Source organism: Pseudoalteromonas sp. ASV78, assembly GCF_047806705.1.
Taxonomy (GTDB): domain Bacteria; phylum Pseudomonadota; class Gammaproteobacteria; order Enterobacterales; family Alteromonadaceae; genus Pseudoalteromonas; species Pseudoalteromonas prydzensis_A.
In genome coordinates this window covers 2,100,024-2,118,233 of the sequence record NZ_JBLOPA010000001.1, presented here as the reverse complement: position 1 = coordinate 2,118,233, position 18,210 = coordinate 2,100,024, and the positions used below count along the sequence as shown (strand labels likewise).

16 protein-coding genes and 2 pseudogenes are annotated in these 18,210 nt (G+C 40.4%); 7 read left to right on the top strand and 11 right to left on the bottom strand.

The window, feature by feature from the left end:
• Positions 1 to 227 precede the first annotated feature (227 nt).
• Together ACMVDV_RS09595 and ACMVDV_RS09590 are read right to left on the bottom strand one after the other, a co-directional pair.
• A complete protein-coding gene (locus tag ACMVDV_RS09595) occupies positions 228 to 413 on the bottom strand; it encodes a site-specific integrase (protein ID WP_416159079.1) in 186 nt (61 codons plus the stop codon).
• A 114-nt stretch (positions 414 to 527) separates the two neighbouring features.
• Entirely contained in the window at positions 528 to 1,451 is a 924-nt protein-coding gene (locus tag ACMVDV_RS09590) for an IS1595 family transposase (RefSeq protein ID WP_416157961.1), read from the bottom strand.
• 290 nt (positions 1,452 to 1,741) lie between these two features.
• Between ACMVDV_RS09590 and ACMVDV_RS09585 the strand changes: the two genes are divergently transcribed.
• Both ACMVDV_RS09585 and ACMVDV_RS09580 read left to right on the top strand, forming a co-directional pair.
• The gene (locus ACMVDV_RS09585; RefSeq protein WP_416157960.1) at positions 1,742 to 2,791 is read left to right on the top strand and encodes a hypothetical protein; all 1,050 of its coding nucleotides are present in this window, start codon (positions 1,742 to 1,744) and stop codon (positions 2,789 to 2,791) included.
• Positions 2,792 to 2,887: 96 nt separating this feature from the next.
• Positions 2,888 to 3,442, top strand: coding sequence for a hypothetical protein (locus ACMVDV_RS09580; protein ID WP_416157959.1), 555 nt, complete (start codon positions 2,888 to 2,890; stop codon positions 3,440 to 3,442).
• Between the two features lie 88 nt (positions 3,443 to 3,530).
• On the opposite strand, the pseudogene ACMVDV_RS09575 reads toward ACMVDV_RS09580, so the two are convergent.
• From ACMVDV_RS09575 to ACMVDV_RS09540, 8 genes and pseudogenes are all read right to left on the bottom strand, one after another.
• Positions 3,531 to 3,812 (bottom strand): annotated as a pseudogene (locus ACMVDV_RS09575) (group II intron reverse transcriptase/maturase); the annotation flags it as partial.
• 283 nt (positions 3,813 to 4,095) lie between these two features.
• Complete coding sequence (locus ACMVDV_RS09570) at positions 4,096 to 4,383, bottom strand: type II toxin-antitoxin system RelE family toxin (protein WP_416157958.1); 288 nt, start codon at positions 4,381 to 4,383, stop codon at positions 4,096 to 4,098.
• A complete protein-coding gene (locus ACMVDV_RS09565) occupies positions 4,373 to 4,621 on the bottom strand; it encodes a type II toxin-antitoxin system Phd/YefM family antitoxin (RefSeq protein ID WP_416157957.1) in 249 nt (82 codons plus the stop codon). Before ACMVDV_RS09565 ends, ACMVDV_RS09570 begins: the two co-directional genes overlap by 11 nt.
• A gap of 1,119 nt (positions 4,622 to 5,740) precedes the next feature.
• Entirely contained in the window at positions 5,741 to 6,970 is a 1,230-nt protein-coding gene (serA, locus tag ACMVDV_RS09560) for a phosphoglycerate dehydrogenase (RefSeq protein ID WP_192541507.1), read from the bottom strand.
• Positions 6,971 to 6,983: 13 nt separating this feature from the next.
• Positions 6,984 to 7,637, bottom strand: coding sequence for a ribose-5-phosphate isomerase RpiA (gene rpiA / locus ACMVDV_RS09555; RefSeq protein ID WP_416157956.1), 654 nt, complete (start codon positions 7,635 to 7,637; stop codon positions 6,984 to 6,986).
• A gap of 53 nt (positions 7,638 to 7,690) precedes the next feature.
• A complete protein-coding gene (locus ACMVDV_RS09550) occupies positions 7,691 to 8,287 on the bottom strand; it encodes a 5-formyltetrahydrofolate cyclo-ligase (protein WP_416157955.1) in 597 nt (198 codons plus the stop codon).
• Positions 8,288 to 8,316: 29 nt separating this feature from the next.
• The gene (locus ACMVDV_RS09545) at positions 8,317 to 8,874 is read right to left on the bottom strand and encodes a hypothetical protein (protein WP_416157954.1); all 558 of its coding nucleotides are present in this window, start codon (positions 8,872 to 8,874) and stop codon (positions 8,317 to 8,319) included.
• A 115-nt stretch (positions 8,875 to 8,989) separates the two neighbouring features.
• On the bottom strand, positions 8,990 to 10,507 hold the full coding sequence (locus ACMVDV_RS09540; protein WP_304179058.1) for a S10 family peptidase: 1,518 nt from the start codon (positions 10,505 to 10,507) through the stop codon (positions 8,990 to 8,992).
• 259 nt (positions 10,508 to 10,766) lie between these two features.
• Here ACMVDV_RS09540 and ACMVDV_RS09535 point away from each other — a divergent pair, with 259 nt between their 5' ends.
• The 5 genes from ACMVDV_RS09535 (at position 10,767) to mrcB (ending at position 16,559) form a co-directional block, all read left to right on the top strand.
• Positions 10,767 to 11,999: a diguanylate cyclase gene (locus ACMVDV_RS09535; RefSeq protein WP_416157953.1), complete on the top strand. Its 1,233-nt coding sequence runs from the start codon at positions 10,767 to 10,769 to the stop codon at positions 11,997 to 11,999.
• Positions 12,000 to 12,175: 176 nt separating this feature from the next.
• A complete protein-coding gene (locus tag ACMVDV_RS09530) occupies positions 12,176 to 12,514 on the top strand; it encodes a P-II family nitrogen regulator (RefSeq protein WP_016708666.1) in 339 nt (112 codons plus the stop codon).
• Between the two features lie 9 nt (positions 12,515 to 12,523).
• Positions 12,524 to 13,753, top strand: a complete 1,230-nt coding sequence (locus ACMVDV_RS09525; protein ID WP_304179063.1) for an ammonium transporter — start codon at positions 12,524 to 12,526, stop codon at positions 13,751 to 13,753.
• 175 nt (positions 13,754 to 13,928) lie between these two features.
• Complete coding sequence (locus ACMVDV_RS09520) at positions 13,929 to 14,090, top strand: YqaE/Pmp3 family membrane protein (RefSeq protein WP_084448088.1); 162 nt, start codon at positions 13,929 to 13,931, stop codon at positions 14,088 to 14,090.
• Between the two features lie 117 nt (positions 14,091 to 14,207).
• A complete protein-coding gene (mrcB, locus tag ACMVDV_RS09515; RefSeq protein WP_416157952.1) occupies positions 14,208 to 16,559 on the top strand; it encodes a penicillin-binding protein 1B in 2,352 nt (783 codons plus the stop codon).
• A 266-nt stretch (positions 16,560 to 16,825) separates the two neighbouring features.
• Here mrcB and ACMVDV_RS09510 read toward each other — a convergent pair.
• Positions 16,826 to 17,768, bottom strand: a pseudogene (locus tag ACMVDV_RS09510) (IS630 family transposase); the annotation flags it as partial.
• Positions 17,769 to 18,210: the final 442 nt, after the last annotated feature.

The following is an 18,210-nucleotide window of genomic DNA, read 5'->3' as shown; positions in this document are numbered from 1 at the left end:
CGTAGAGCTATAAGTCGTAAGTCTTAAGCGGTAAGTTGAAGACAAAATACAGTTTTGAGTTAGTTGAAAGCGCGAGTATAGCTCGCGCTTTTTTTGTTTGCTTGAGGGACTAGGTTTTAGGCGTTAGGTGCTAGGAAAAACCAGAGCAGTTCGGTGTTAAATTTAACGCTGTAGGTTGTGATTGAGAGCAACGAAATCGAATGCTGAGAGGAGCAAACTAAGCGCATTCAACGCCTGTGCTTGTCTTGTGTGCCTTGCGCTACATTTTGTGAGTTGACTAAATGGTTTAAATATAATTCCACTTGAGTGTCTCCCAAAGAGCTTGGATGTTGCATATTATTCAAGCGAATATAGGCAGCTATCCAAAAAAGATAAGCCTCAACGGTACTCTTAGCATAGCGCTTGCTATACATATGCTCTTGAATCATGTTTAGAAAAAGAGATTTCATAGGTGATATTTAAATTTTATACGGATACTGTGTATATAGGGCTGTGTTGTAGTTAAGTGTGGGTATTGAAAATTCATATCATAATGCCTCTTTTATCCATGTTTGATCTGAATACTCAGTGTTATCTTCCATAAACCTAAACCAGCTTAAATAGTTCTCAATGTAGTCTGTACCAATGCCATTAAAACGTCTTAACCATGCCTTCCAGCGCATCATATAATTATTAAGTGTTTGGATATGGTAAATACCTTCTACCACTCTTTGGTTATCCAACCCAATCAAGCGTTTATGGTCAATATCGAGTTCTTTAGCAATACCTTTATACGATAAGTTTCCATCAGTACAAAGCACTGAGCCTGATGATAATAAAGGCTTCAATTGTGCTTGAATATTTTCTTTTGTATTTCGCTCTAAAACCTTGTGAGATATAACACCACTACGATCAAGAGCAATGAAAATAGGAACTTTTCCGATTTTTCCACCACCACGTTTACGTGACTTACGGTTAATAACCCTCTTACCTTTAAAAGATTCTGGTAAAAATGTTTCATCAGCTTCAATAACACCCGTTAGTACTGAAGGATTAAAGCTGGCAGGGGCTTTAATAAACATATGTCGCCAACGAAATGACGTTCTAAGTGTTATATTCAAAGCTTTAGCTGATTTTCTAAGGGATACGCCTTCCCACATCAATTTGGTATATTCGATCCACTTCTCAGCCTTTTTCATTCGGTAAAGTGGTGAGTCTGCAAGTGCATTAAATGTTTTGTTGCATGATTTACACTTAAAGCGCTGAATTCCTTGCTTTGTCATTCCCCAACGATTTAGATTATGTGAATCACAATGAGCGCAATGAGATATTGATTTTTCATGGTCGGCAATGGCTTGACCTACTTGGTTAGTGGCAATATTTGATTCAACTTCGTGGCGAAGCTTTTTAAGTTGAGCGTAATTTAAGTTGGCAATGTGATGTAGTATATTTTGAAACTGCTTGGAAGCCATGTTGCACCTACCGTTATTAGGTTTCAGTATATTGAATATAGTTCACCAACACCGAAGTACAACATAGCCGTATATAGACAGTGAAGTGTGTTTTGTCCAATAACATAATTAAAAGTCGTTTTGGTGTATTTTAGCTGAGGTAATTTTATAACATACGTAATTGTCTGTTTACATTGGAGTTATTTAGTGGAATTATGGAGCCATGTAATATACGCCGTTTTGGGGTGTTATAATCCCCCAAAGTGGTGTTCAATAAGACGTTAAATTACAATAAATTAAGGAGGAATCTGATGAAAAATACAATTCTACTGGTTTTTCTTACTCTTGCTCTTAGTGGGTGTGGCTTGCTACAAAAAAAGCCAGTTTCCTCTGATTTAGAAAGAGAATTAGATAAAAATTTATATACTGGTGCTTTTCAGCCAGTTCAGCCATTCACTTTTGATGAAAGTGATTACACTGTCGATTTGGATGACAATTGCTTTTCGTCCGACCTCGATAAAAGGAAAAAATGCTGGCTGGATAACCTTCCAAACAGTGAAGACTATGTTTCTATTGCTGACAGAAAATATTCAGCAAAATTTGGGTATGGGAATAGCGGCGTAAGTGCAGAGGGTGGAAAATACGAAATCGTATCCCAATGGGTAAGATTTCTTAATGCGAAGCCTGTGGACGCCGAAGGTGCTGCAATAGAGGGGGAGGACCATAAAGTTGGTGTGGGAGCAAGAATAGTTGCTCATATTAGTACTAGTGAAGCGGGAATAAATTTATCAGACTTATTTGCTGTGGCTGCAGCCGCAGAAACTTCAGATGCAAAAGGAAGTTTATTATTTACTATCCAAGGAATACATGGAAAAGGTGTTGATACATATACACCAAAAATCTCTAAATTAGACACAGAAAACCTACAGCGAGCGTTAGAAGCTGTTCAAAATATAAAAACGTTATTGCATAACGATAATTCGATCCAGCTAACCGCTCAAGTGGTTGCAATAAGGAAATTTGAACAAGAGGAAATCGGCGATGTTACGATAACTAATAATAACATGGAGGATAAATCGGAAAGACTCGATGGAGTTAAAAGCCAGGGCTGGGTTTATGTTGGATATTTTAATAGTTCAGGACAGCCAAATGGGCCAACTAATTTACAGGTTAACAACGTAAGTGGTATTAAAGGAACACTTTTAACTAGGTCAACCCTAAATGTAAGATCAGGCTACCCAACGTTTCCATTTTATAGATTATATTCTGTCATTGATAACGTGTCAGCTGGGGTTAGTGTCAATGTGATACGAGTTATAGAAACAGGCTCTAATAAATACTGGGCTCTTGTAGAGTATTAATTTAACAAAGCCAGTCAGAGGGACAGTCAAACCGCTGAGCGCTTTGCCTGCCACTGCTGGCGGCGTTACATTTTCTGTCGAACCTAGGAGTATGAGTTGAAGCTGAAGGAAAAACTTAAGAAGACGAGAAGGAGATCTCTCCTATCCTATTTGATCATTTTTTTGGCAGTTGTCTATTTTTTGATGACCGTTGTCAAAGGCCTTTACCTTTGGACAGAGGGAAGTAATGTCAGTATCGCTCTCAGTATTCATTCTGCAATGAGCTGGGTGGTAAACACGACATGGATATTTCCGATCAGTAGTCTCTGGAAATCGATACCGGCTGCACCTTTCGAAGGCCGGGAAATTTTGGAACTTTATAAAGTCATCGTTCCTCCGATGGTCATAATCGGAATTTGCGCTCTATTTATTTCAGACCATAGAGCGTTAAGAGCTAAGTTTTATGAGCTGAAATCTGAAATTGAAAAAGAGATTAATTTACGAGAAATGCGCAAAGAGGCTGGTTTGGAAACGGTAGCGGAGAATGCGACTGTCGACGTTGTTATCAGCAACGCAACCAACAACGACCCCGCGTGGCATGAAACATGGTGGGGCCGCGTTTTCATCGGCGTAGCTATCGCCCTTATCGTTGCGGCCTTCGGGATTAAGTAGCCGAAATGTAATCGGGTAGCCTGAGTCTCCTCCAGCCCCACACCATCCATCATGCGCTTTTTTATTAACAGGAAGTGCAATGGTCGGTTCACCTCCCGTAATGAATATTGATCCAAATATCTCTCAATGACACTAAGCCTTGTGACGCTAAATAGTCATTGCCTAGCGCAATGTTAATTCCTTTTGTTTTTGAGCTTCGACAAGGGCCTTCGCTTCCAAGCGCCTACTTTTGGTACTGGTGATACCACATGCTATGGCGAGTCGTTCACTAACACCCAATTTCATTAAACTGCGTACTTTAGTGCGTGTTATACCCTAATAACCAGTAGCACATTCTTATCCTACGGCGGAGCCAATGATCTAAATCCACCGTTAGCTCTTAAGCGCAGCGCCTCTTAACCTCTTTGTGAATAATTCAGTTAAAGATCTTTTGCACAAAGAGCAGGGAATGAGAAGTAAATGAGATTAACTTGAAGACTAATTAGCATGCGTAAAATACTTGTAAAACGCCAATTTAAATAACAGCCAACCCTCTTTTTGTATTTTATGTGAAAGTCAGTTGTCGATTGAATCAAAATAGGAACTCGGCTATGGTTAATACATCAATAAAAATAAATTAAAAACGAGTTATTCTACAGGCTCGTTATGTTTCTCTAGCTTGTGCGTTTCATTGCAACTTTGTAGACTTTTCCTTTGTCACGCTTTCCTACTGAAATCACAGTGACGGTAATGATAGAGTCGTTTACTTCGTACACTAGGCGATAGCCAGCTTGTCTTAATTTAATTTTGTACAGTTCATTGGCGCCTGATAGTTTAGCACTTTGGATATGTGGGTTTTCTAAAACTTCTCCTAGTTTCTTTTTAAACTGCTGTTGTATTGTAAAACCAAGCTTCTTCCATTCTTTCAGCGCTGTCTTTTTAAATTCTAACTCATAGGTCATTTAAACTAACTTTTATGGTCTCTTCATTTTTTCTAGACTCAGCAATACTCAATAGCTCAAGATCTTCTATGTGATCCATCATAAATTCATAAGTCTCTGCTGGTATGCAATAAAAAGCAGGTTCATTTCTATTTAAAACAGCAATAGCATCACCGTCTGCGCTCATAGCAACTTTCATTGGATTAGCTTTTAATTCACTAATACTTGCCACAGCTTCAGTTAATATTCTACTAGTCATACGTTGCTCGGTACTTTAAAGTGGTCTCTATTTAGGTCTTATTATAATCCCCGAAACATATCAAGGCAATTAGACGGACAAAAAATAGTTGGTTTTTTGCTCATTCTTCGCTAATTTTACGGCAAGCTATTTTATTCCCGCTATGCCCAATGGCAATTGTATTGCTTAGTTCATAATATAGAAAAGCTGCAAAGCAAGATACACTAATAAAGGTAAGCCCTTATCACCTCAAAGCATGCACTCAAACACCTGTAATACCTTGCAAAACGCCAATTAAAGCAACAGCAAATCCTTTTTATATTTTACGCGAAAGTCAGTTGTCGATTGAATCAAAATAGGAACTCGGCTATGGTTAATGCATCAATAAAAATAAATTAAAAACGAGTAATTCTAAAGGCTCGTTAGGTGCACTGGAAAATTATGAGTACAGCTGGAATTATCATTTTTGTGTTCCTACTTATCACATTTATCTTCACTTTTAGAAATTTCGTCATTTTTATAACAGCTTTTTGGCGTGGTAAATTTAAACTAAAAGAGTGTAATTGCTGGTTGTTGGGTTTTATTATTTTTGTATTAACTTTTAGTGTCACAACGCATTTTCACGAAGAGTTAGGTATAAAGAAAACTTGTGCACAAAATGCTGCAACTTGCTGAGTGGGTGCAACTTAACACATATGAGCCTTAACTCTGTCAATAGGCACTAGTATTTTCTTTGACCGTTTTTATACAGTGACGGTCAATTCTAAATCAACTCTAATTCAATAAGCAAATTCGTTTACTTCGTCTGTCGATGCACCAGTTCAGCAAGTAGCTTACGGCAAACACATAGTGAGGCACTCTTATTGCGATCTCATTGCAGCCAGGTTTTTCCCATATCCTTTTCGGGTAGCTGGGACACAACGATTAAAAGGCTTTAATTGAGCAGAGCCTACACTGCGCTTTGCAAAATAACATTTATCTTACTCAAAATAAAAGCCGTGCTTGACTTAACAAGCACGGCTTTTATTATTTCTGACCGCTGACCGCTGACCGCTGACCGCTGACCGCTGACCGCTGACCGCTGACCGCTGACCGCTGACCGCTGACCGCTGACCGCTGACCGCTGACCGCTGACCGCTATTAGTGAAGAATACGCGCTCTAATAGTGCCTTCCACCGCACTTAACTCTTTTAGTGCGACTTCTGAGTGATCAGTATCTACGTCGATAACTACATAACCAATCGCTTCGTCGGTTTGTAAGTACTGTGCGGCGATGTTGATGCCATGCTGAGCAAACGCTTGGTTAATTTGAGTTAACACGCCTGGGCGGTTGTGGTGTACGTGCAATAAACGGCTACGGTTAGCAAGCTCTGGTAGTGATACTTCAGGGAAGTTAACAGCAGTAATCGTTGAGCCGTTGTCTGAGTATTTAGCTAGTTTACCCGCTACTTCAATACCAATATTTTCTTGCGCTTCTTGGGTTGAACCACCGATGTGCGGCGTTAAAATGACGTTGTCGAATTCGCGCAGTGGTGAGATAAATTCTTCGTCGTTTGATTTTGGTTCAACGGGGAATACGTCGATGGCAGCGCCGCTGATTTTTTTATCACGTAGTGCTTCTGCTAGGGCGTCAATATCAACCACAGTGCCGCGTGAGGCGTTGATCAAAATTGCACCTTGCTTCATCACTGAAATTTCCGCGCTACCAATGAGGTTTTTAGTTTGCGGTGTTTCAGGCACATGTAAGCTGATAACATCAGCGCGTTGCAGTAGCTGCGTTAGGTTATGCACTTGGGTGGCATTACCTAGAGTTAGCTTGTCTTCAATATCGTAAAACTCAACGTTCATACCGATGTTTTCAGCCATGATACCTAGCTGCGTACCAATGTGGCCGTAACCAATAATACCTAGCGTTTTACCACGGGCTTCAAACGAGCCATTGGCTGTTTTTAACCAACCGCCGCGGTGAGCAATAGCGTTACGCTCTGGAATACCACGGAACAATAGTAAAATCTCACCCAGTACTAGCTCAGCAACAGAGCGGGTGTTAGAAAATGGTGCGTTGAAAACCGCAATGCCGCGTTCACGAGCTGCGTTTAAATCAACTTGATTAGTGCCGATACAAAAGCAGCCAACAGCGACCAGTTTTTCAGCGGCATCTAATACCGCTTCGGTAATATGAGTGCGAGAACGCAGGCCTACAAAGTGCACATCTTTGATGCGCTCAAGTAGTTCGTCCTCAGGTAATGAGGTTTTTACATAATCAATATTGCTGTAGCCGTTGCGTTTTAGCGTTTCAACAGCACTTTGATGCACACCTTCAAGCAAAAGGATTTTAATTTTGTCTTTTGCTAACGATACCTTACTCATATCCTCATCCTATTTATCTAATTTGCGGCCCATTTTTGGTACCGATAATCACTTTATCTGCGCCACGCTGGGCAAATAAGCCATTGGTTACTACGCCAACAATTTGGTTAATTGTCAGCTCTAAATCTTTTGCTTGGCTGATAGACAAGTTATGTACGTCTAAAATAACGTTGCCATTGTCTGTCACTACACCTTGACGATAAACCGGGTCGCCGCCTAGTTTTAGTAATTCACGGGCAACATAACTGCGTGCCATAGGAATAACTTCTACCGGCAGTGGAAATTCACCTAAGGTGTCCACTATTTTTGTTTCATCAACAATACAAATAAATTGTTTAGCCACTGCTGAGACGATTTTTTCGCGGGTCAATGCCGCGCCACCGCCTTTGATCATTTCGTTCAGTGCGTTGATCTCATCGGCGCCATCAATGTAGACATCTAGGCTATCAACATCGTTTAATTCATAGACTTCAATGCCGAGTGCTTTAAGCTTTTCGGTTGAAGCATCTGAGCTCGAAACAGCACCGACAATGGTGTCTTTTACCGAGCCTAAGGCATCAATAAAGTGGTTTACCGTTGAACCGGTACCCACACCTACTATGGTGCCTTCTTTTACAAATTCGAGTGCAGCCCAAGCTGCTGCTTTTTTTAATTCATCTTGTGTCATTGTTATATGCTCAATAGGTGAGAGAGATTGCCATTAGTATATAAATAAAATGCTTACCAATGGTAGATTTTCTGCGGTGTGATTATGTAATTTAATGGTACGTCCCACGATTCAACCGGTAAACTTTTAACATGCTGGCATTGATGTGCAAGGCCAATCAGTTGTGGTTTTTGCCAGTTTTCTTGTTCGTAGCGCGCCAGTGTTTTATCATAAAAACCACCCCCCATCCCTAATCGGTTGCCGTTATCATCAAATGCCACTAATGGCATCAGCAGATAATCAAGCTCCGCAAGTGGGCATATCTGACTACAATTTAACTTGGGCTCCAAGATACCATAGCGGTTTGGCTTCATGGGTGAATTTTCTTCATAGCGCTGAAAGTACAAAGTAGTGCCATTAAAGGGGTGGATAACCGGTAGGTAAAGATGGTGATTTTTACTCCAAAGATCTTTTATTAACAATGAGGTATCAAGTTCTGCGTCATTGCTAAAATAAATGCCTATATGGGCGTTTTGGGTCTTTTTTTGTTGTTTTAAGTGTTGAGTAAAATTCACTTTAAGTGATTTTGCCGCAATTTCTTGCTCAGATTTTGACAGTAAATTACGTGCTTTACGGATTTGTTGGCGGATCTGTGCTCTTTTTTCACTCATTATTATTTTTGGCGTACCTGTTAGTTGTCCTAAACACTGAATAAATCAGGAAATGCAAACGATAATCCCAATAGCACGAGCAAGATAACCACCATTGCAATTAGAGAAAACAACAACACGTTACTGCGCTTTTTAATTGGGGTGGTTAATTCTTCGTCCAGTAGCAGGTCATCATTTTGCCAATCCTCGTCTTCATCAGCATTTGCTTGTTGTTGGGTAGTGGGTAGGCGCTGCTCTAAGTCATCGAGTTTTTCTTCGATACGAATTAAGCTGCTAGTGATGTAATCAAGGGCGTTAAAAATTCGTTCATCGCGCTGGCTTGATGTTTCATTATCGCTGGCAACTGTGCTGCTAGCTGTGCTTGTTTCAACCGGTTGCAGCTTACTTATGACGCCGACACTAGCAAGTAATTTTGCTTGTTTTAGCGCTTTTTCTTTTTCACAAGGGGCAAATAATGGCTTGTTGTCAAAAAAAGCGGCCACTTTTGCTGTGGGGGCTTTTAGTTTAGTTGCCAATTGGCTGATCGCGTGTGCTTGGTCAGTATTTTGCGCAAGACCTGCAAACATAACACGGAAGTTTTCTGCCATTTTTGTTTTCCAAAACGTAAAATCAATGGTTTGAGTATATACCTAAACGTTTACATGTTGCGAAAAAAAGCCCGTAATAAACGGGCTTTTTTAACTAAATGAGCCTGCGCAATGTTTAATATTTTGCAGCTTCACCTTCTTTAGGTAATGATTTTAAAATGAAATCTCGTAAATCATTGTTTGAGCTTTCTAGATCAGCATGACGTAAATACATCATATGACCACTGCGGTAGCCTTTAAAGCTCAAGCGCTCACGCATTTTGCTGCTTGGATCCAGTTGCCACATAGTGTACTTGGCATCAAAGTAATTGGTTGCGCCATCAAAATAACCTGATTGGATCATCACATTGAGGTAAGGGTTTTGCGCCATAGCTAAACGTAAATTTTCACCGGTGTTATTATTTGTACGGTCCCATGGGTGCACATTGCCAAACAAGTTATATTTAACATCTGTTTTATAGTTTAGTTCATCACGTAAATAGTGATTAATCGCCGGTGTAAATGAGTGTAGCCATGACGTAAGCTCAGCCCAGTAATCAGGAGATTCGCCCGCATCACGTTTATCAATACCTAAGTAGCGAGAATCTAAACGGCCTACAGTTTGGCCACGTTCACGCAGTAACTCTTTCCAGAAAAAGTTATTTGGAATATCGAGGTTGTTTTGTGCAACAAACTTTTCAGATACACCGGCATATAAAGCCATTTGTTTGATGATGGCTTGTTTTTCGTCAGCGCCAAGAAAGCCGCCTTTGGCGATAGCGGGCAATAATTTGTTAACTGTGAATTCTTCTACCTCAGGGAGTAACTCGTCTAAATCTTTTGCTTGCAGTGCTGGACTAAGTGCTTTGTGATACCAAGCTGTTGCTGCAAAGTAAGGGAGGCGGTTAGCGGCTTCTACAGGGCCTTCACGTTTGATCCCAATGTCAGTCGGAGACACTAACACCACACCATTAACGTACATCCATTGGCGGTTTTGCAGCTCATGAGCAAGCCCTGACACACGGGTTGTGCCATAGCTTTCGCCAATTAAAAACTTAGGTGAACGCCAGCGCTCGTTGCGTGACACAAAGGTATTTAACCATTCGGCTAAATATTTTATGTCGGCATTAACACCAAAAAACATTTTTTGTTGTGCATCTTTACTTGGCAGTTCGCCTTTGTCGTTTTCAAGGATGCGAGAATAACCGGTATTGACTGGGTTAACGTAAACGATGTCGGCAACATCAAGCACTGAATAAGGATTGTCTTTTATACCATAAGGTTGAATAGGATAGCCTTCGTCATCAATTTTTAACACCCGTGGGCCAGTATAGGCAATGTGCATCCATACTGAAGCAGAGCCTGGGCCGCCATTAAATGAGATCAGCAATGGGCGCTTCGTTCTATCGTCCACTTTATCGCGGGTATAATAGGTGTACTGTAAGGTCGCAATAGCATCGCCTTTGTCATCCCACACCGGCTGCGTGCCTGTGGTTGCTGTATATGAAAAACGCTCGCCATTGATACGCGCTTTATGCTCTGTGATAACTTTGCTGTCAACATCAATGCGACGTTGGTTTTCTGCATAACTGGTGGTACTGACACTTAAAGTAAGTACAGCCAGTGAGAAACTAATGATACTGATAAGCTTCATGGTGGATCCTTTAAACAATTGTTAACCTATTAAAGATAATTTTTATGCAAATAACAAAGAGAATGAGACTAGACGCCAATATTAATCGGTAGGAGGTAGACAATAATATTATCTGTAAGAGAAGCACTGTGCTTTTATGCTTATATTTGCAGCAAGATATTTTGCTCAAGGCAATAATAAGGTATATTTCATACTTAGTTCTTACTTTATTCGTAAATAATTTATTTCGGCAATGTCCGCTGTCGTGTTGAGAAGATATATGCAAAGAGTGTTAGTAGTTGAAGATAGTAAAGTTGTCCAGCAAGTATTGCGACACTTATCGGCTCATTATCTTGATGTTGCAATTGATTTTGCTTGGTCACTGGCACAGGGCAAAGAGTTTATTGCAAAACATCAGTACACACTGGCCTTAGTTGATTTAACACTGCCTGATGCGATGAATGGTGAAGTAGTTAAATACACCCTAGAGCACGAAATTCCTACTGTGGTGCTCACATCTACTATTGATGAATATAAACGTCAGCAAATATTAGAGCTTGGGGTGGTTGATTATGTAATAAAAGATAATCGTGACTCTTATCATTATGCAATTAAATTAGTGGCGCAATTATTACGCAATCAAGGTTGTAAGGCTTTGATCGCCGATGACTCTTTATTAAGTCGTTCATTAATGAGACAAATGCTCGAAAAGCAGTTGTTTGATGTGCAAGATGCGCATGATGGTGAACAAGCGTTACAAATACTAAAAAGTGATCCAGAGATTAAACTATTGCTGACTGATTATGCGATGCCGACTATGGATGGTTTTGAGCTTGTCAAAGCGGTGCGCAATATTCGTGGTCGTGATGATTTAGCAATTATCGGTTTATCTGGTGCGGGTAAACATGGTTTATCTGCTCGGTTTATCAAATTTGGTGCAAATGACTTTTTAACAAAACCTTTTATGAATGAAGAGTTCCATTGTCGTGTATTGCAAACCATGGAGCAGCTTTCTCTTATCGCAGATATTAAAGAGAGTGCTTTTCGTGATGATTTAACTAACCTTTATAATCGCCGCTATTTTTACCAATTTGCCGAAAAACTATTAAAAGAAACATCGCGCAATAATAGCTTAGCGTTACTTGATATTGATTTCTTTAAAACGATTAATGATAAATTTGGTCATGAAGCGGGGGATCAGGCACTAAAGCAAGTAGCGTCGTTACTACGCAGTTCATTTAAAGGTTATACGGTTGCCCGGGTTGGCGGTGAAGAATTTGCGATTGTGTTAGCTGATGTAGGATTAGATCAAGCTTATTCGTTGCTAGATGCGTTTAGAGTTAGGTTATCAGAGTATGACTTTGTGATAGATGGTCATGCATTTGCAATTACAGTGAGCATTGGTTTAACCAAATTCCAAAATGTGACTTTAACCAGTGCCATGCGGTTAGCGGATAAAGCGCTGTATCAAGCGAAAGAGCAAAATCGCGACTGTGTGGTAAGGCAAAATTAGGCTGCTGCACCAGCACAGTTAAGATGTTAAAAAAATGCACCTATATGGTGCATTTTTTATATCGGTAATTTATTTTTATTATGTAACTAGTTGTTTTTTAATTATTTAAAATAGTGGCACAAAGGTTGGATTATCTTAGCAAACAGGATAACAATAAGCGTCCGAAGGGGGCCACTATGAAAATGATTAGTGCAATAATAAAGCCATTCAAATTAGATGATGTGCGTGAAGCGCTGGCTGATTTAGGCATTGAGGGAATGACGGTTGTTGACGTCAAAGGTTTTGGTCGTCAACGCGGTCATACAGAGCTGTACCGTGGAGCTGAATATCAAGTTGATTTTATTCCAAAAATCAAACTTGAGATTGCTACTCGTACCGAAAATTGTCAAAGGGTCGTTGAGACCATTACCAAAATTGCTTCAACAGGCAAGATTGGCGACGGCAAAATTTTCGTTTACGACTTAGATCAAATTGTCCGTATTCGTACGGGTGAATTAGATGAAGAAGCAATTTAAGGGGGCTTTATGGAAAACACGATAGTTGAACTCAAGTTTTCGTTAGATACATTTTACTTTTTAATATCGGGTATTTTAGTGATGTGGATGGCGGCTGGTTTTGCCATGTTAGAAGCGGGCTTAGTTCGTTCAAAAAATACCACTGAAATTTTAACCAAGAACGTGGCGCTTTATGCTATCGCATGTACCATGTTCTTATTGGTTGGCTACAACATTATGTATGTAGACAATGCTGAAGGTGGCTTAGTGCCTTCGCTTGGTGCCCTAATTGGCACTCAAGCTGCTGATGCAAATCATTCTTTAGAATCAGACTTCTTCTTCCAAGTGGTATTCGTAGCAACGGCTATGTCGATTGTATCGGGTGCGGTTGCGGAACGTATGAAGTTATGGGCTTTCCTTGCTTTTGCCGTGGTATTAACTGGCTTTATTTACCCAGTTGAAGGCTACTGGACATGGGGCGGTGGCTTCTTATCTGAAATGGGCTTTGTTGACTTTGCAGGCTCTGCTATTGTTCACGGCACAGGCGCTGCTGCTGCACTGGCTGGTGTATTAATGCTAGGTGCTCGTAAAGGTAAATACGGTAAAAATGGTGAGATCTACCCAATTCCAGGTTCTAACTTACCACTGGCTACACTCGGTACATTTATTCTGTGGATGGGTTGGTTCGGCTTTAACGGCGGCTCACAGTTACTTATCTCTGATGCTGAAAATGCTACTGCGGTTGGTCAAATTCTACTTAACACCAACGCTGCTGCAGCAACGGGTGCAATTGCAGCACTATTCGTCTGTAAAGTGTTATGGGGTAAAGCTGATTTAACTATGGTACTTAACGGTGCACTTGCAGGTTTGGTCGTTATCACTGCTGACCCATTATCACCATCACCTTTATTAGCTTGTTTACTCGGTATTTTAGGTGGCTCATTAGTGGTATTTAGCATTGTTGCGCTAGACAAAATTAAAATTGATGACCCAGTTGGTGCAATCTCAGTGCATGGTGTATGTGGTATTTTAGGTATTATTTTAGTACCAGTATCAAATGCTGAAGCAACGATAGTTAACCAGTTAATCGGCTTAGTATGTATCTTAGGATTTGTATTTATTGCCTCACTTATCGTGTGGGGAATACTGAAGAAAACCATGGGTATTCGCGTAACAGAAGAAGAAGAACTAAACGGCATGGATCAACACGATTGTGGTATTGATGCTTACCCTGAGTTTGTTTCGGTACGTAGTAACTAAGTAAAAATTTTTAAAATCATTGTGTGTTCAAAACAAAGTCCTAATTTCGATTAGGACTTTTTTTGGTTTCTAATAAACGTAAAACTGATTGATAAAATTCAGAATATTCAGGTAGGAAAATAATGATTTAGTGTCTATTCTTTAAATGACACTAATTACAATTGAAGGGCAAACTATGGATAACAAATTACTCTTGATCATTCTGTCGATTTTTTTACCTCCTGTGGCGGTATTCTTAAAAGCAGGAGTAGGTAAAGACCTGATCATCAATATTATCTTATGCTTTATCTTCTTTATTCCTGCGATGATCCACGCGCTGTGGTTGTGTACTCGTTAGAATTAGCTAACTCGTATTGTGGTTAAGTAGTTTCAGTCAAGGTTAATTTTGCAGGTGTTAGCGTGTATGCTAAGCTCGCACCTGTAAATTTAACTCTGGAAATAAATAGCAACGTCAATGGCTGATAAAAAAGATTCCCGCTCTAGTAAAACTCCATCGAAACGCCCGGCCAATAAAGCCTCAACGACTGCGTCTAAGGCTGTGAAAAAAGCACCGACTAAAAAGGCGCCAGCAAAAAATATAAAAAAACGGGGTATTGGTCGTAAGATTTGGTCTATTTTTTGGAAGCTCAGCTTAGCTGGCATTATTGCCATGGCTTTATATTTAATCTATCTAGATGCCAAAATCACCCGTCAATTTGAAGGCAATAAATGGCAGCTGCCAGCACAAGTTTATGCCAGAGCAATGGGTTTTTACCCAGGCCAGTTTTTATCTAGCCAAGAAGTGGTGTGGGAACTCGATAGGTTAAATTATTCTTCGGTGAATAAGCTCAGCCGTACAGGGCAATATGTAAAAGCGGGCGATAGTATTAAAATTTTCCGTCGTGAATTTGAGTTTTATGATGGTTTAGAGCAAGCACAAGTTATTGAACTGCGTTTTGCGGGTCAAAAACTTGCCAGCATTAAAGATAAATTTGGCAGACGCTTAAACAGCGCTCGATTAGAGCCAGTGCAAATTGCGCGTATTGGTAATGATTCCAAACAAGACCGCGAGTTTGTGCCGCTGGATAAGTTTCCACCAATGTTAACAGATACACTGTTAGTGGTTGAGGATCAGAATTTTTATCAGCACCATGGGGTTTCGGTTTTCTCGATTATGCGTGCTTTATACAGCAATATAAAAGCTGGGCGAACAGTCCAAGGTGGCAGTACCTTAACGCAGCAGTTGGCAAAAAATATCTATTTAACCCGTGATCGTACGCTGATCCGTAAATTCAACGAAGCGCTGATCGCCTTGATTTTAGATTATCGCTATTCAAAAGATCAAATCTTAGAAGCTTACTTAAACGAAGTGTATCTTGGCCAATCGTATAACCAAGGTGTGCATGGTATGGGCTTAGCTTCCGAGTTTTATTTTTCTAAGCCTGTCGATGAGCTGGAGTACGATCAAATAGCGTTACTCGTCGCTATGGTTAAAGGCCCTTCATATTATAATCCGCGCCGTTACCCTGAGCGCACTATGGAGCGCCGAGATTTAGTGCTGCGCTTAATGGTTGATAATAAATTAATTGATACCCGCGAATACCGTGCTGCATTAAAACGCCCAATCGATATTGCACCAATGAAAGACAGCTTGCCTAAATCATATCCAGGTTATTTAGAGCTGGTGGATCGTGAGTTGAAAAAATTACTACCGGACCAAGAAGTACTTGATGCCGGCGTGCGAGTATTTACTTATTTTGATCTACAAAAACAAGCAGCAATGGAAGAGGCAATTGAAAAAAGCCTACCATACCTTGAAAAACGCAGCACGACAGAGCAGCTTGAAGCGGCGATGATCTCAGTTAATGTAGAAAAGGGTGGGGTATCTGCGCTGGTGGCTGGACGCGATCCTCGCTTCTTAGGATTTAACCGCGTTCTTGATACAAAACGTAATATAGGATCATTGGTTAAACCCGCGGTGTATTTAACTGCATTGGGTTTACCACACTATAATTTAGCGACGCTGCTAGATGACTCACCAGTGCAAGTGACTAATGAGCAAGGCAAAGTGTGGCAACCAGAAAATTTTGATCATCAATATCGCGGCACGCTACCGCTTTATAAAGCGTTTAGTCAAAGTATCAATATTCCAGTGGTGAACTTGGGGCTAGATGTTGGGGTGGATAAAGTCGCTGATACACTCAATAAACTCGGCGCTAAAGAGCAAATATCACAGTATCCATCATTACTGCTCGGTGCTGTTGAAATGTCGAGCTTTGAAGTTGCTCAGCTTTATACCACGTTGGCGGCTGATGGCGAATATCGTCAATTGACATCTATTTCGGCATTAACCGACTCAGTAGGGCGTGTGCTTTATCAGCATAATATCAGCTCAGCGCCGCGCTTTGATAAAGCCGCGGTGTATATGACTAAATATGCCATGAAACGGGTGACTAAAGATGGCACTGCAAAACGCTTAAATGCCCACTTTCCGTCGATTCAACTTGCAGGTAAAACCGGCACCAGTAATGACTTACGTGATAGTTGGTATGCAGGCTTTGATCAAAATACAGTAACGGTTGCATGGCTTGGTCGTGATGATAATAAAAGTACTGGCTTAACGGGCAGTGTTGGCGCATTGGAAACCTATATTCGTTACCTTAAACCGCTCAACCCAGAGGCAATCGCTGATACACGTCCACCTTCTATTCGTTGGGCATTTATCGACGAACTAACCGGTAAACAAGCGCCTCCGGGCTGTGGCAAGGTCATTCAGCTACCACTGAGGGCCAGTGAATTTGAGCCAAGGCCAAGTTGCCAACGCTAGTGTATTGTAAATGTTAAATGAAAAACAGTCGCTTAAAGAAGTGTCTACCTTAACTGGAGCGTGTTGATATTTATCGATGGTTTCAATAACCAAACGTTTTGCCAGCATTGCTCTATCCCATAATGTTATACTGTAGCCTTCATATTTTTGCAAAGCGTGACCTCCAGAGGTCGCGTATGGCTGAGTAATACCAATGCTATTTAATTTGTCCATGCTCTAAAGCACATATGCTTAACATTAGTAATATTTGAACGAAACACATTTCACGCTCTACTTACTTGCTCCACAATGTCGTCATAATCTGAAAAAGTACGATTAGATAACTCTCTGTCTCGCATCCATGCCCATACTTGCTCAACCGGATTAAGTTCTGGTGAATAAGGAGGCAACGGTATCACCGACACATTTTTAATCCCTTCATTAACATTACCCATATGCCAGCTTGCGCGATCAACAATAACCACTGCGTGCCGTCCACATGGCGTAGCATCTGAAATGAGTTGTAAGTGTTGCTTCATTATATCCTTACTCAAATAAGGGGCTATAATCGCCTCTGTTTGCCCTGTTGCGGGGCATACTGCACCAAAAATATGAGTGGATAGAAATTGCTGTTGCTTCACAACACGTGGCCTAGTGCCTTTTTTAGCCCAAATTTTTGAGGTGGTATTTTGTTGCCCAAATCGCGCTTCATCTTGAAACCACACATCCACTCTATCAAGGGCCACGTGGCCTGGAATTGTGATGATCGTATTATAATGGAAATTTTTTAAAGTCTTCTTGTGCCTCAATTGACTGTTTAGGATGTTTAGAGCGAGACGTTATCCATGAAAGATTAAGCTCGCACATCAAACGGTAGACATTATTGAGTTTGTATTGGACACCAAATGTATCGTAAATGTATTTGCGTATATCTTCACCTATCAGCCTCCCACCTTCCTCTTTCACTGCGTGCGCACAGATGTAATCTTTAAGCTGGCACTTTTGTTTTAATGTTAAGCCACAAGGGCGACCTGATTGTTTTTTAATATCAAGCGCTTTAATTCCATCGGATAAGTATGCAGTAACCCACTCATTGACCAGTCGACGGCTAACGCGGGTAGTTTTAGCGACAACAGTACGATTTTTTACTTCGAGAAAGAGGCGAATAACCTCATAACGCGTTTTTAATCGGGCATCTCTGGTATACGGGAAGTTAGGAATAGTAGACAAGCTGGACTCAATGATAATGACAAATTTATGAGTATTAGAAAAAAGGAGATAATTAAAATAGCTCATGAATTAGATGTGTTTTGTATAAAGAGGAAACCCTCACGAGTAATGCGGCTAAGATAGTCATTCTTAAAATCGCGCTGTTTCGGTATATGAAAAGCAATAATGATAGTCATAATTTTGCTTTTACTTATCCTTCCTACCCGTGTGCCGTCAGTTAGCAATTGTTTTTTCACTGCGAGATGGAAATACGAAAAATCATTGTCATCGAAAAATAATTCGACTACTTCTTTATGCTTGTCTCTTGTTGCTCTAATTTTTATTGGTCGAAAATCGGATCTTAGAACAAGGAATTAGTTCAATTTTTATCTCTAGCTTAGCTAGATTATCGTAGCTATTATTAGTAATAACGGTTTTCTTAAGTTAATGATAAACAGGGGTT